Source organism: uncultured Pseudoalteromonas sp., from assembly GCF_963922945.1.
Taxonomy (GTDB): Bacteria; Pseudomonadota; Gammaproteobacteria; order Enterobacterales; family Alteromonadaceae; genus Pseudoalteromonas.
The window spans coordinates 1-14901 of the sequence record NZ_CAWUKC010000093.1 but is presented as its reverse complement, the minus strand read 5'-3'; the positions used below and the strand labels follow the sequence as shown (position 1 = coordinate 14901).

11 protein-coding genes are annotated in these 14901 nt (G+C 42.5%); 2 read left to right on the top strand and 9 right to left on the bottom strand.

From position 1 onward, the window contains the following. Positions 1–53 precede the first annotated feature (53 nt). From AABI99_RS15660 to AABI99_RS15630, 7 genes are all read right to left on the bottom strand, one after another. A complete protein-coding gene (locus tag AABI99_RS15660; protein WP_338367022.1) occupies positions 54–767 on the bottom strand; it encodes a DUF1499 domain-containing protein in 714 nt (237 codons plus the stop codon). 100 nt (positions 768–867) lie between these two features. Next, complete coding sequence (locus AABI99_RS15655; RefSeq protein WP_338367021.1) at positions 868–2208, bottom strand: DUF1501 domain-containing protein; 1341 nt, start codon at positions 2206–2208, stop codon at positions 868–870. A gap of 9 nt (positions 2209–2217) precedes the next feature. Continuing rightward, positions 2218–4125 carry a DUF1800 family protein gene (locus AABI99_RS15650; RefSeq protein ID WP_338367020.1) on the bottom strand — a complete coding sequence of 636 codons (1908 nt, stop codon included), beginning with the start codon at positions 4123–4125 and terminating at the stop codon, positions 2218–2220. A 108-nt stretch (positions 4126–4233) separates the two neighbouring features. Then, positions 4234–5274 (bottom strand): sterol desaturase family protein, encoded by a 1041-nt coding sequence (locus AABI99_RS15645; RefSeq protein ID WP_338367019.1) that lies wholly within the window; start codon positions 5272–5274, stop codon positions 4234–4236. A 10-nt stretch (positions 5275–5284) separates the two neighbouring features. Continuing rightward, a complete protein-coding gene (locus AABI99_RS15640; RefSeq protein ID WP_338367018.1) occupies positions 5285–7519 on the bottom strand; it encodes a TonB-dependent receptor in 2235 nt (744 codons plus the stop codon). An 8-nt stretch (positions 7520–7527) separates the two neighbouring features. Further along, complete coding sequence (locus AABI99_RS15635; RefSeq protein ID WP_338367017.1) at positions 7528–8802, bottom strand: imelysin family protein; 1275 nt, start codon at positions 8800–8802, stop codon at positions 7528–7530. Positions 8803–8886: 84 nt separating this feature from the next. After that, positions 8887–10617, bottom strand: coding sequence for a DUF4856 domain-containing protein (locus tag AABI99_RS15630; protein ID WP_338367016.1), 1731 nt, complete (start codon positions 10615–10617; stop codon positions 8887–8889). Positions 10618–11176: 559 nt separating this feature from the next. On the opposite strand from AABI99_RS15630, the gene AABI99_RS15625 reads away from it, so the two are divergent. Further along, complete coding sequence (locus AABI99_RS15625; RefSeq protein ID WP_138540644.1) at positions 11177–11392, top strand: hypothetical protein; 216 nt, start codon at positions 11177–11179, stop codon at positions 11390–11392. 9 nt (positions 11393–11401) lie between these two features. Here the strand turns inward: AABI99_RS15625 and AABI99_RS15620 are convergent, their stop codons facing one another. Next, a complete protein-coding gene (locus tag AABI99_RS15620) occupies positions 11402–11866 on the bottom strand; it encodes a nuclear transport factor 2 family protein (protein WP_338367015.1) in 465 nt (154 codons plus the stop codon). An 88-nt stretch (positions 11867–11954) separates the two neighbouring features. Continuing rightward, on the bottom strand, positions 11955–14381 hold the full coding sequence (gene hrpB / locus AABI99_RS15615) for an ATP-dependent helicase HrpB (RefSeq protein ID WP_338367014.1): 2427 nt from the start codon (positions 14379–14381) through the stop codon (positions 11955–11957). A gap of 271 nt (positions 14382–14652) precedes the next feature. Between hrpB and AABI99_RS15610 the strand changes: the two genes are divergently transcribed. Next, positions 14653–14850 carry a CsbD family protein gene (locus tag AABI99_RS15610; protein WP_058547294.1) on the top strand — a complete coding sequence of 66 codons (198 nt, stop codon included), beginning with the start codon at positions 14653–14655 and terminating at the stop codon, positions 14848–14850. Positions 14851–14901 lie beyond the last annotated feature (51 nt).

Below are 14901 nucleotides of genomic sequence, written 5' to 3'. Positions count from 1 at the left end.
ATAAAAAAGCCCAACTGAGTTGGGCTTGTTAAAGTAATTACGTGCTTTTAACGTTATTTTTCAAGCAGTGTATTAATTTCGTTTATTAATGCGTTAATACGCTCTGCGTTTTTACCTAAATCGCTGCGCCCTACGCGAGATTTACTGCGTATGTCTACAAAGCGTTGGCTGCCTTCGTCATTTATACGCACCACTACATCATCTTTAAAACCAAACCAGGTTGTTGTATCGGTGGCTTCTACGAGACCTGTAGCCGCATTTACATTAACAAGTTCAAAGCCTAAGTTTTTAATAGCTTGCTCTGCAGCGGCTATTAGCGCTGTTTTTGACTGCGCATAACTAAGCGTTTTAAGCTCTGGGTAAGCTTTACGTTGCTGAGTAGCCGTCTCTTCCCCTGCGTACTCAACAGGGTTTTTAGCGTCCGCTCGAAGCGGTGCAATGGCCACAAACTTTGGTGGGTTTACTAAATCGGTTGATATATCATGAATCGCCGGTACGCTTTTCGCTTTGCTCATCATACTTAGCGGCATTGCAATCGCAATGGCTGAAAACACAAGTACCATTAAAGTGCTGCCCATGCTAAGCGTTTTACGCATAAAAATAACCTGTATAACAAGCAGCACTAATGCAGCGCCCCCCACATAAACACCAAATCTAAATCCGGCAAACGCAGTACTCAGTTCAACAACCCCATACTTGTATAAGGGCCCTGGCAGTAAAACGAGTAAAAAAGCGATAAAGCTGACTAAGCTCACTAAAATTTTCATTATTATGATTCCCTTATTATGTGTGGTCTTTAATTTTAAATGGGTAAAACGAGTACACTATACTGCTAATCACCTTGTTTAGATTACTATTAGTGACTAATTACACAAAAAAATCTAATGTTGCACTGTTAAAGTTACTTAAATTAGGAAAAATATCAACCAGCTCCGAAACAGGCACGCCAAACCATTGCGCGAGCGTTGCAAAGTACTGCTCGTTAGCCACTTGCGGAATTAGCCGCCCGCCTCCGGTATCGTTTGCCCCGTCTAATTGCTGAGTAAGTAGCTCACCATAAATATTACGCCCCTTTACTGCGCCACCCATTACTATTTGGTTTCCTGCCCAGCCGTTATCGGTGCCATCGCCATTTGAGGTTAGTGTACGGCCAAAGTCCGACATAGTAAATGTGGTTACTTTATCATTCATGTTTAGCTCTTTCATGGCACTGTTAAACTCGCTGAGCCCTTGAGCTAACGTATTTAACAACGCGGGATGCGCCGTCAGCTGATCATCGTGAGTATCAAACCCACCCATAGAGACAAAAAACACTTGGCGCTGAGTACTCAACGACGACTGCACACTAATTGTTTTAGCGACCGCAGCTAATTGCTCACTCAAGCTGGTATCGCTAAAAGAAGTAGTTAGCTCGGGCGCTTGTTCGAGCGCACTGTTCATAGTTTGCGTATTGGTAATTGCATTATTTAAACCATTTGCATATTCACGCCCTAGCACATGGTTTGCATTGCCTAACACACGATTCATTATGTTAGTAACGTGCTCTGTACGCGGCTGGTAACCACCAAAGGCGTTAATAGTACTTATACCACTTTTGTTAAGCGCAAAAGCACTGGTATTTGTGCCTGTTTGCCACAAGTTTGTACCATCGAGTGAAATATTGGCTGCAAACTCGTCATGCACAGCTAATCGCTCTAGCATACGTGCGCCCCACCCACTGTTTAAAGACGCTTTTTCGCGCCCATACATCCACGATGCCTGCTGATCATTGTGCGAAAATAAATGCTTAGGTAAAGGTACCGCGTTATTTTTGTAGTCTGTTAATGTGGTGGGGGTAAGTAAAGTGCCTACGCCGCCAATAAAGGCTAAATCGTCAGATTCAAACACACTTTGTAAAGGCGCAAGTGAAGGGTGAATCCCCACCCCTCCTGCAAATTGCGAGCTAACACTTAGCGCTAACGGGTTTTCGACTGCGAGGTTTTGCCGGCTTTGCTCATATAAACTACGCTGCTCTCCCTCAAGGGGTAGCAACATATTAAGTGAGTCGTTTCCGCCGTATAAAAACACACAAACGAGGGCTTTGTAATCACCGAGCTCTATTGCATTAGTTGCCCCCGTTAACGCTTGTAGCTGCAAGCTAGTTAAAGCCGCTGCCGAAACCCCGCCTTTTAAACATAATGATAAAAATTGTCTTCTATTTAGGCTCATTATGCACTCCTAATACTGCACGTTAAATTCAGGTGAAATAGCAATCATATATAACAAATACGATACCCTTACGCGGTATTGCTCCTCGTTAAAATAGGCATCTAAATCAAGCAAAGCTTGGGTCGTGTCAGCGCTCATGTTGCCGGCAAAATACAGGGTATTATATTGCTCTATCAGTGCGCTAATGCCATTTTGCGCCAAGTAATCCATATCGCTTTGCACATAAACATAAATTCCGGCAGGGTTTAAATCGGTATGCGCTTCAGCGGTACTCCAAACCAAACTTGCAAATAAGGCATTCATTGTGCCTATTAGAGTCGCATCGTTGGCTATTTGTAACTCAGGCGCTACCAAACCTTGCGAGCGCAAAGCCGCACTTTGATAATCGGGTCTAAAAAAGTTAAACACTGAAGCAGACTGCATTGGGCCTTGCCCGTAGCTATCGACTAAGTTCCACGTTTTATAATAACCTTGCAATGACCTTGCATTAAGGTTTCGCCAAAACTGCACTGTTTTTAAAAGCGGTTCTTTAATTTTACCTTGATAGCTTAATACGCTACCAAAATGACGCGCTTCATCATCTAAATAAATCGCTTTAACAACCGCAGCTAAATCGCCTCGCACACCGCTTCCATTGTTATTAAATACACGCGCAACGCGCTCTACATACTGCGCTGTAGGGTTTGAGGTAATTAACCGCTGAATAAGTTGCTTAGCAATAAATGGCGCTACGTTATCGTGATTAAATAGATTATCGAGCGCTATTTTTAGCGATTCTTCTGGCCCATAACCAGGCGGTATAACCTCATTATTTAATAGTACTTTTTCTTTACTCGAATGGTATTCATCAAACGGCTCCATCGGGTTAATATAGTCACGACTTTTGCGTTTAAAGGTTTCGCTGCCGGCAAATGTCCAACCTGTAAATACACGGGCAAATCCCTGTATTTGGGCCTGCCCGTAAGTTGCTATACTATTGCCGTTGGCATCTAACTTAGCGCTGCCATCAAGGTTTAATTCATCAAGCCCTATAGTAAATAGTTGCATAACCTCGCGGGCGTAGTTTTCATCCGGGCGAATATTGAGTTCTTCGTCTTCTTTTTCGTTACCTAAATGGCTTAGGTAAGTACCCATAACGGGCGAAAGGGTTACATCTTCCAATAGCTCTCTAAAATTGCCAAACGCATGTTTGAGTAATAAATCGTAGTAGGTGATCATGCCCTGTGGTTGCGCACGTAAATCACTATTCTCATCCGACACAACCAATATTTCACTTAGCGCAAATGCAACGCGTTGACGCAGCTGATCGTCACTTTGTAGCACCGCTTTCCACCATGCATCTATACGGCTTATGTATTTAAAGTCTTCATCATCTTCAAGTGTGACAAGGTAATCGCGGTGGTAGCCAATTGGCAGTGCTATTTGGTTATCTAGCCATTGCAGCTCACTTAAACCTTGGGCGTCATTTATTTCAGCAAGCGTTGGGCCCATGCTAGCTTGGTGTAATAACCTAGCAGCGCTGTGTATGTCCATGCTGTTTTTGGCTACAAATGTAACGGTTTGAGTGTTTGTTGCCCCTTCATTGTCGGTGGCAGTTACGTTAAATGAATACGTTATAGGCGCATAACTTTGTGCTGCGGGTATGGTAAGGCGGGTACTTAAGGCTTCTAATGGCTCACTCAATAAGGTTGTGCCTGCAGTTTGTTGCCAAATCACGCTGCTTATAGTGCCGTCTTCATCGTTGGCTGTTGCAATTAGCTCAATGGTTTGTCCTTTAGTTAGTTCGCTAGGAATATTGGATACGGACAAGGTAGGCACTTTATTTGAATTGACGGTGGGCGTATCATCGCCGCCTGAGCCACCACAGGCACTTAGCAATAAGACACAACTTGCTAATAAAACTGGTTTGTAATGCATGGTTATTCATCATCGTAAATTAAAAAAGGTACGCTTAGGTGTACCGAGTTTGATACGATTATTGAAACACAAAATTTACAATTTAACCCTTTATTTTTTGTAACTGAGCTATTTAACTGTTTTGTCGGTAATGTTTACCTCAATAATGGGCTTTTTTTTGTTAAAAACATTTACCTTGTTTGTCGCTTTAACCACACGTTGCCAAGGGTCTTGCAAGCTCTCATAAATGGGTCGCCAATAAGCATCTAATACACTGCGGTGCCCGCGGTCGTTATTACCAACGCCTACAGTAATTTTACCGACTTGATGTGCCTTTATTAGCGTACCACATGCTCTATCCCAAATGGCGAGGGCTGAGCCTAAATTGCGATCAAAATGCTTTGGATTGTCGCTGTGATGTATTTGGTGTTGAGCTGGGCTAATGAACCAGTTTTCAATTTTTTTACCAAAGCTCCACCAGACATGTGAGTGACGTAAATTAGCGCCTAACGCGTTAAACGCAAATACAAATACATTGGCACCAAAAATATCTAGCATTGTTAAATTTCGGCCAAAACAATACACACATACACCCACCACAAAACCTTGCGCTAATGCCATTCGGCATGCATACAAATAGCTCTCAAACGGGTGGCTGCGATAAATAGTCATTGGAGTAAGCACTAAAGCACTATGGTGCACTTTATGAAAGTGCCATAAAAATGGTACTTTATGCAAAGCTAAGTGCAATAAAAACCGTGTTAAGTCATCAAATATAAACAATAACACGGTAAAAATAATTAATACCGCAGAGCTTGGCAGTTGCCATACCGCGCGCTCACCAAAAAGCCATTGCAAAGCATCGCTTACACCAATCGCAACAGGCACCATAGTTAATACTATAGGCACCCACAATGCAGCTTTAAGTAAGCGGTTTACAATTAACAATTGATAGTCGAGCTTGGCGCTTTTACTAAGCCAAATCCGCTTACTAAATAAATAACGCCCCAACCCGCGCCATGTACGCTTTTTTTGTTGCGACCGGCCCGAGAAATACAGCAACATAGCAATTACTAACGCCGCAATGCTATAACCAATAAAAATGCGTTTATTGGCATCAAACAAATAATCAGGCGTTTGCAGCAATGTTTGCCATAAAGTCTCGAGCATGACTTACCTCTTAAAATTGATATTTGTAACCCACAGTAACACTGCGTGGTTTACCAGGACGTGCACCATACGGGCGACGACTAACAATATTGTCTTGATCAAATAAGTTATCTACTTTTGCGTAAATATGCCCGTATTGGTCAAGCTCATAACGCGCGGCAATATCAACTACTGTGGTTGATGGCACATCTACACCTGCTAATGGTAATGCAAAGTCGTTACCCGTTGTATTACCGGCCTCACCCGCTGAATAGGCGACGCCTGCAGCCTCTGGCATATCTGAAGTGTATTTTATTAACACATCCACAGACCAATCGTTATGCGCAAGCCCTAAGCTAAGTGCGGCTTGGTGATCAGGTAAATACGGGAGGTGATCGCCTGGGCGAATATGCCCCCACTGTGTAAACTCACTGAATAGCTCTTCTTTGAATTCACTCTGAGTGTAGGTGTAAGTTAAGCGAACGGGCATATCGATATTTTTACTTAGCGAAAAAGTTTGTGAAAACTGGGACTCCACGCCCCATACATCCACTTCACCACCACTAAACTCACGATCAAACTCGTTTTCAATACCACAGTTTGATTGTCCACAGCTTTCAACTAAGTTTGAGTAATCATTAAAAAAGCTAACCACCTCAATTTGACGATTGCCATCGTTATAACGACCACCGAATTCGTAGTTAACGCTTTTTTCAAATTCATCATCGCCTTCGCGTACTGGGCTCGATGGACTCGATGGCACAAACCCTTGATGTACACCAAATAATAACCCTGCGTTTTCAGATAACTGATAAAAACCACTTAGCCCAGGCAACCAAATATGGCTCGTTTTGTCTTGCCAATCGTTCTCTTTGCCAGGCGAGTCGTTTTGATACGACATATCCATAAATTCGCCGCGTACACCTACACCGAGTGTTAGCTTATCGAACGTCACTTTGTCTTCAATATAGACAGACCAAGCATCGGTAGACTCTGTATTTTGCGTGGTAAATACACTGGCTGTATCTGTGCGGGTGTTTACTGAGTCGACCATAGCGTAGGTATCTTCAAAGTGGTCGCGCTCTATTTCATCTTGATGAAAACGCACACCAAATGAGAGAGAATGATCAAGCCCAAATGCGCCCACTTGCCAATCACCATCAAACTGAATACCTTGCGAGAAAAAGGCTCTATCGTTTGTACCCATAGTTAAAAACACGTTACTTTCACCACTTTTAACCGAATCAGCTTGGCCACTAATAACCATGTACTCACGCTCAAAGCGAGCTGGGTCAGCCAAAATATCTGACAAACTACCAGCGCTATTTGTAACTGAGTTAAGCTTTAACCAAGCTCGTTCAAAATCATTACGGTACGCTCGGGTAGTCAGTGCAAAATTGTCAGTGCTTAACTGATGAGTAAACATAACCTGTGTATGCTCAGTGTCCATCTTTGCCGGGCCACTAGCAGCGTACCGACGATATGGGTTTTGCTGGTAGTCTTCTTCAGTTAAACCAAGGTAAGTTTCATTAGATAGTTCATCTGAGTACGCTAACTTTAATTCAAAACGTTGATTAAATTGCTCGCCATCTAGCTTGTAATCTAATTTAACTAATAAATCATCTTTTTCAAAACCAGTATCTTGGCCGCCATCAAGTTCTTTAAAGCCGTCACTTTCTAAGTGAACACCTTCAACTAAAAAGCCAAATTGCCCTTGGCGGCTGCCATAATACGCATGCGCTTTTTTATAGCCGTCAGACCCTGCTGATACATCAAGCATACCACTGGCTGCATCGGGTACTTGGCGCGAAACCAAGTTAAGCGTACCCGCCACCGTTTGCGGGCCATAGTGTATGGCTGCTGGGCCTTTAAATACCTCAACTGCGGTCATGCGTGTAGTTAGCGGAAAATAATAAGCGGCAGGTGCTGAGTAAGGTGCAGGACCAATTAAAACACCGTCTTCTAAAATGGTTATTTTTTTACTACGCTCTGGGGTTACGCCCCTAAAGCCTATATTTGGCCTGAGTCCAAAGCCATCCTCTTCACGTATATTTACGCCAGGTACCTGCGACAAAATACGATGAATATCATCAAATTCAAATTGCTCAAGCTGTGCTTCACCAATCAGCGTTGCCGAGCCCGCTTCAGTGCGCAATTTATCATTGTGACTAATAATTTGAATGTGTTCTAAATCGCTTTGCTGCTCTGCCGCGGCTTGGCAAGTCACAGCCATAAGTACTGCAATTGTAAGTGTATTATATTTCATTGTCGCCCTTAGTCGTTATCGCCTGCAGAAGTGGTCGGTAGCTCTAGTGCTAGCTCATTAATGAAGTCATTTTTTAGCTCATCAGTAAGCACTTTTACTTCACCGTGTACATCGCGTACTTGTTGCTCATTGTTTATCAGGAGATCTGCTAACGAGCTATCAATCTGGTTAAGCGTCGTTTTTAGTGCAGCAATACCTTCTACTAAACGTGTTTTGGTGGCTTCAGCCTGCTCTGAATCCAAGAAGTCGTCAAAGCCTGTACCTGCTTCTTCACCCGCTAAATTACCAATTATAAGCGCTTCAAACGCCGCTAAGTTGTTACGAATATTATCTAAAGAGCTTTTAGCATCTAGGCTTTCAACATCTTCTGGACATGCCGATGTACCGCACGAATTTGGAAAAATGCCAATTGGCTCTGCTAATTTTTTATCTTTGACGAGTGTGTCGATATAAAACAACGCATTGCTAATATGATTAAGTGCCTCATGTGTAGTGCTAAAACGCGCTCCACTCGCCCCTGTATTTTTTAATTCATTCGCAAAACCATTATCACCTTGCCAAGCTTGTAATAATTGCGCTGACGAATTTAAAACATCTTCACTTGCCACCACCGCAAACTCACAGCGGGCCTGGCGACGCGCTAAATCTGTACGGTTATTCCAATCTGCAAGAGCATCGTTTGTCACACTACAGTGATGATCTAATTGCTCGTTAAATAAAACGTGTTGGATTGCAAACAAGCCACGGCGTGTAGCTGTTCTTTGTGAAATATCGTAAGGGCGAGTTTGATCTTGGTTAATCACTCCGTCTTGGTTGTACACCACATCTTGGTCTATCCCGCAACGGCTAAACGTTGGCCATGAATAAATTTGATTACGTAATTGGCTGGAGTTATCGAGTAATGGCCCCATCTGCATCATCTCAGCCTGCTGCCAACTAGCCATAGTATCTAGCCAGGCCTGTTGTGCTTGAGTACGCAGTGCGATAGCCTCTTCAGAGCTTTCTTGGACGCTCTGCAATTCGGCTTGACAATAATTTGCAATGGCTTGAGATTGTGTTTGCGCTTGTTGATTAAACAAAACAAATGTAGGTGTAATTACATTGTCCACTAAGTTGGCAACCAGTTGGGCTTCATCGAACTCTGTCACCACAGGCGTAGTAGTCTGTCCGCTATCACCACTTTGAAAATCACTGCCCGCACTACTTGAGCTACTTTCACCACACCCGCTGAGTGTTAAAACAGTAGCAGCAACTACGACCCCTTTTTTTGCATAATTGATCATTATTTCAACCCTAAAAACTTCGAAAATTAAACGGCAAAAGGCCAGCCCGTGGGCTGACCTTCCTTGGTACTAAAACAGGTGTAATTACCAGTTTTCAACGTTTTGAGCATCAAAGCCGTATACTTGCTGCATCAAATCACGTGCCTCTACTAACTGCGCTTTGTATGCATCTGTTAGCAGTGGCGCTTCACCTAATAACCTATGTAGCTCGGCAAATTTACCTGCGTTATCGTCGCTGTAAAAAGGTGAGAATGGGTTAAATTGAAAGTTCAGTGCAAAACCTTTCATTTCACTAAAGTGCTTAGCTAAGTTAGCAAAGTCTTCAGCGCTTGCCTCTGTACCTTTAACTGTATCAATGTCTGCTAATGTATCGTTAATGTAATGAACAACCGTCGCTGCAATGGCATTTTCCCAATTAGCTACAGCAATATCGCGCTGTGCTAATAACTGCGTTTTTTGCTCATCAGTTAATTCGCTCGGTGCGGCATCATTAATAATCTTACGGCCCGCAACAAACGCCGTCATTGCTGCGCTGCTAAAGTCAGTCGCAACTGCCGCACCGTTATCACGTTTTGCCGCATTGACTGAATTACCCCAGTTGTACTCACTGGCTAAATCAATTTTGCCATCGCCATCAACATCTGCATTTGCACTACCATCAGCAATAGCGTCGTCGCTAAACTCTAAGTAATGACGAGCAGCGCCAAAGTAACCAAAACCTTCATCATATTGATGCTCTAAAGTGCTGTAATTGTTGCCAGCGGCTGCTGCATCGGTGTTATCTTCTTCAAGCCCTTCGTCTAGGTAGTCATCTGTACCTTGCGAGAACATTAACGCACCTAGTGTGTGTTTTTGAATAAGCTGGTTTAAATCAAGGCCACTTGTTGTGATATATGCAGCAGTAATGTCATTACCGTTTACATCTTCAGACTGCGTTCCATTAGCAATGGCATCTACATTCGCTGCTAATAAGTCAAAGTAATGAAAAATAAGACCTTCAGGTGTTTTTGCTTGAGCACCAAAGTCACTCCACCCTTCAAATGTGCCTTCTGTTAGCCATTCTTTATCCATTTTTGATGCGTCGTTACCGGCAACTTTACCCGTTAACGATTTACCTGAACTTGAAATTTCAGAAAATGATTGCTGTAACGTTGTGCTGCCATCAACAAACAAAAAGCTATTGTCTTTTACAGCTTCGTAATCACTCCAATACGCCATTAACTGCGCTTTTACTGCATCACCCGTTAAGCCTTCGCTTTCAATGTAATCAACACTTAATAAGCCGATGTAAGCTTTAATTTGCGCCGAAAGCGCATGACGAGCCACTTGTCCTGTGTAACTTACAGCCGAATTACTCGCATCGACTGTTGAAGCAAACTCGTAAACATTTACGCCATCTTGCGCTTCAATATCTGTTACAGATACAGTTAATGTTTGCGTAAAGCTTAAATCACCCGCATCAGTTGCGGTAACAGTTACGTCTACGGTTTCTACTTGCTCAGCATTAAGCGCTAACGTGCTTTTAAGCGTTAATTCATTGCTGTCGTTAATTTCAAAATACTGCTCATCATCTGATAGCGTAAATACCATGCCTGTAGCATCGTCATCGGTGGCAGTTAAAGTACCTACTACTGCACCAATTACATCTTCTGTTACAGCTGCTGTTGATAAGCTAATTGCGGTAGGTGCCGAATTAGTCACTGTTGGAGTGGTCGGTGTTTCATCGCTATCGTTGGAGCTAGAGCCACCACAGGCAGTTAAACCCAAAGTTGCAGTAATTACTGCACTAGCAAGGAGAGATTTACGCAAATTCATATTGAACCTTAATTTTGTATGTGAATCATTCTTATTTGTAATAGCGACTATTCTAATTACAAATAACTAACAATCAACACAAAATGTATATTTTTTGTTTTATTTTTAAAATAATTTCAATTTTTAGAATAAAAACCTCTAACAAAAATAATACTTAACATGAATAAACAACGTTTAAATTGTTTGATGAAAAATCAAACTACCAAATTAAAAATCTATAAAACAACTTAATTACAAGAAGTTAAACAACATAAGAAAGGGCGAAAGGTAAGTACTTTCAAAGCGGGTTACTTCAATTTAATACTAAATACGCACATTTTGTGAAAAAATATCAAATCAATTTTTTAGACAATAAGGTTATTTGTAATAATTATTATTTATTTAAAAACGCATCATTTATAGCTTCTAGGTGTATTTTTTTGCTTTACTTACTGTTTTAGAGGCTTATATCAGGGTGTAGATTAAAGGTATAATAACGATTATGAGAGGTGGTAATGCATTGAATAGTGTAATTTTACTACTCACTTTTAGCTAAGCTATACACTGACAGAGCCTTTATATGAAAACAGAAATTCGCTACCGTTTTGAATCCTCGCAAGTTGCCAACCGTTTTGTGCATGTACTTAAAGATTGGCCCGTAAACCAAGTTAAAACTCGCCTATTTAATGGTGGCGACAGTGTAAAAGTCACTTACGAGTATGATGAAAGCGGGTTTGATTACACCTCTGCCGAGCTTGATGACTTAGCCGAGCAACACGGTGGCAAAGAGGTTTAACCAATAAAATTACTCGTGGTATTTGCGGATCATGGCCACTTTACCATTTTCAACCTCAATTACTTCCATCATTACTGAGGAGAACTCTATTGGCTGTTTGCTTTGTGGATGAATACCTTTAGCGTGGTTTTTATAACGAATCGCAAAACCGCTATCGTTAAATATAAAGGTGTTAAGTAGCTCACTTTCATAGTGGGTATGCGCGCCTAAATAAAAACTCATGCCCTCGCGCATTAACTCTTTGCCATTAGCTGTGCGAGAATCATCTATTTGATAAGGTATATGCTGACTGCCAACATCGTCTGTTAATAAAGCAAGGTAGGTTTCAAGCTCTTTAGCTCCTGCATTAGGAGCTTGCGTGGCGGTCATGGTTTTGTAGTAATGCAGTGCAAATGCCTTTAAATCAAATCGCTCTTCGGCTAAGGCTGAAAAGCTAGCAACCAATACCAAACCTAATGTTAATAGTAATCTCATTGACTATTCCCTGTAGCTAAAAGTATTTTATAGGTACATTACCTGAGTAAGTTCAATAATCAAACAAATAACGTTACGTAACTAACACCTACATTTTGCTTTTCACTCTATTGGTTGCCACGCTGTTGGCTGGATCGTCGGGCCAAAAATGCTTAGGGTAACGCCCCTTCATTTCTTTTTGCACATCGCGATAACTGGTAGCCCAAAAGTGCGCAAGATCTTGCGTAAGTTGTAATGAGCGCTTACCTGGCGAGAGTAATTCCATAAGCAGTGGCAGCTTGCCATTTGCAAGCATAGGCGTACTGGTTAAACCATACACTTCTTGCATGCGCACGCTTAACTTTGCAGGGCCATCCAGCTGATAATTAATTTTTATATTTGAACCACTCGGCACCGTTAACCTAAGCGGTAACAGTGTTTTAAGCGCTGTTTGCTGTGTCCAGTCAAAACAATTTTGCAGTGCTTCAAAGTAGTTATATTTTTTAAGCTCCTCCAGTGTTTTTATATCTTGTAAATATACGCCGAGCCAATCGTCAGCTGTTTCGATAAGCTGCTGCTCGCTTATTGCCGGGAACGTATCTGGCATAAACTGACTGGCTAAACTCATGCGTATTAATAATTGCTGCGCATCGGGTTGTTCATTAAATAATGCAAAGCCGTGTTTAGTAAATACATTAAGCCACGCTTTGGCGCGCTCGGTTTTATCAAGCTTTTGTTTGCTCGGCTGGCTTGTAAGGGTAATGGCGCCGAGCTTTATTTCGTCTTGGTGGATAAAGCGCGCGGTTTTTTCATCAAACTCACAGCGGGTGAGCGAAGTAAATAAATGCGGTAGGTACTCTTGTAGCTCAAATGGGCTAAGCGCAGTGGCTGCAAAAATACGCGTGCCTTTATGGCCGCCCATGGTAGCAATAGCAAGGTAGTCATCGTTATGCCAGTAATCAGGGTTTAAATCAGCGCCCGCACCATTGGCCAGTAAATAGCCATTACCACGTTTTTTTGCAATGCGGTCGGGGTAAGCTAATGCCACTAACAAACCTAAATACTCAGTGCTTAGCTCGCTGTTACTGTCGGTTACTTTTAAGCGGCTTTGCCAGTATTTTAACTGCTGTTTAAATACAGGGTGTGGGCTTTGCTGCTGACTATGTAGCGCTATACTTAGTTCGTTGGCGCTGTTTATTCGGCTTTCAAGCAGCGCCACTAAATAAATTGCTAAACGATAAATACCAGGGAGTTCTGCCTCAAGCGCCTGCGCTTTTAAAAGCATATGCGCTAAGCGAATATCCGCCCCAAAACCCAGCATGTTGCTGCCCAACTTGGTTAGCTTACCTTTGGAGTCGATAGCTTCAAGCATGGTTAGTAAGTTTGCCGCTTGTGTGCATTGCTGCGCTGTTGGCGTATCAAGCAAGGTGAGTTCGCTAATATTTGCGCCCCACTGTTTTGCCTCCAACATAAGTTGGCTTATGTCTGATGTGAGTATTTCGGGGCTATCGTGGCTATTACGTCGCTCAAAGGTTTGCTTTGAACCAAGCCTGTAAACAACCCCTGGCTCTATTCTCCCTGCTCGCCCTGCTCGCTGCACAGCAGAGGAGCGCGATATACTTTGTGTTGTAAGCTCTGTTACACCCGTTTTTAAGCTAAACGTTGCGGCGCGGCGTTTGCCGCTATCAATAACAATGCGAATGCCTTCAATGGTTAAACTGGTTTCGGCTACATTGGTGGTAAGCACCACTTTGCGCATGCCCTCAGGCGCAGGGGCAATCGCCGCTTGCTGATTGGCTTTATCTTGCTCGCCAAATAAGGTAGCAACTAAGCAGTTACTTGGTAAATCATTAAGGGCCTGCTGCACACGTACTATTTCAAATTGCCCAGGTAAAAACACCAGCGCACTGCCGCTTTGCTCGTTTAGTGCTTGTTTTATTAAAGCGGGAATAGCATCAAGCCAACGGCTTTCATCCTTTATGGGTACGTATACTTCATCTATAGGGTAGCTACGTCCGCTTGATTGAATAACGGGGCAATCAAAAAACTGCGTATAGCGCTCGGCATCAAGGGTAGCCGACATAAGCAGTATGGTTAAATCGTCGCGCAGTGCACTTTGGGTCTCTAAAGCAAAGGCCAGTGAGGTATCGGCTGCAATTGAACGCTCATGAAACTCATCAAATATTAGTAAATCAATATCGCTTAATTCGGGATCGTTTTGTAGCATGCGAATAAGCATGCCCTCGGTGACTATTTCAAGGCAAGTATTACTACTTACTTTGCTCTCACCGCGTACTCGCAAACCAACACTCTGCCCCACTTTTTCGTTTTGGCACTGCGCTAAGTAATTGGCAATATTACGTGCTGCTAAGCGGCGCGGCTCAAGCATTACAATACGTTTAAAATGGCCGTCGCGCATAAGCTGTAGCGGCAACCAGGTTGATTTACCTGCACCAGGTGGTGCTTGTAATAACGTTATAGGGTTAGTTTGTAATGTAGTTAAAAGTTGTTGATATATGTTTTGAACCGGCAGCACTGCTATTTACCCAAAATTGCTTTGTGTGCATTGTAACAAAAACCAAAAATAAACGCGCCGCAAAAGCAGATGAGTTTACGCGTATCCATAATCAGAAATAATTACAGACCGCTCTGTATATTTTTTAAGAACATGCGCGCTATATTAACTTCTACTGCCCCAATAAAACATAACAGCATGATTATAAACACAAAGTTTAATTTTAACTTATTGGTACACGCCTTGCTCCTTTTATACTGAACGTTAACTAAATCTAAGTAAGGAGATACTTATGAACAGCGATCGTATAAAAGGTAATTGGAACGAACTTAAAGGTAAGGCGCAACAAAAATGGGGCGATCTTACTGACGACGATTTAGACAAAATTGAAGGTAGCCGTACAGAGCTAGTGGGTAAAATCCAGCAGCAGTACGGTAAATCTAAGGAAGAAGCAGAGCGTGAAGTAGATGAGTTTGAAAAAACTCACTAATCGCTAACTTCTAAAAAAACCGCCATTTGGCGGTTTTTTTGTTTAACGGCT

Coding starts and splice junctions, on each gene's coding strand:
- AABI99_RS15645 (WP_338367019.1), bottom strand. CDS start 5,274: ATGCTCGAGACTTTATGGCAAACATTGCTGCAAACGCCTGATTATTTG.
- AABI99_RS15655 (WP_338367021.1), bottom strand. CDS start 2,208: ATGAGCCTAAATAGAAGACAATTTTTATCATTATGTTTAAAAGGCGGG.
- AABI99_RS15635 (WP_338367017.1), bottom strand. CDS start 8,802: ATGATCAATTATGCAAAAAAAGGGGTCGTAGTTGCTGCTACTGTTTTA.
- AABI99_RS15650 (WP_338367020.1), bottom strand. CDS start 4,125: ATGCATTACAAACCAGTTTTATTAGCAAGTTGTGTCTTATTGCTAAGT.
- AABI99_RS15610 (WP_058547294.1), top strand. CDS start 14,653: ATGAACAGCGATCGTATAAAAGGTAATTGGAACGAACTTAAAGGTAAG.
- AABI99_RS15630 (WP_338367016.1), bottom strand. CDS start 10,617: ATGAATTTGCGTAAATCTCTCCTTGCTAGTGCAGTAATTACTGCAACT.
- AABI99_RS15660 (WP_338367022.1), bottom strand. CDS start 767: ATGAAAATTTTAGTGAGCTTAGTCAGCTTTATCGCTTTTTTACTCGTT.
- AABI99_RS15640 (WP_338367018.1), bottom strand. CDS start 7,519: ATGAAATATAATACACTTACAATTGCAGTACTTATGGCTGTGACTTGC.
- AABI99_RS15625 (WP_138540644.1), top strand. CDS start 11,177: ATGAAAACAGAAATTCGCTACCGTTTTGAATCCTCGCAAGTTGCCAAC.
- AABI99_RS15620 (WP_338367015.1), bottom strand. CDS start 11,866: ATGAGATTACTATTAACATTAGGTTTGGTATTGGTTGCTAGCTTTTCA.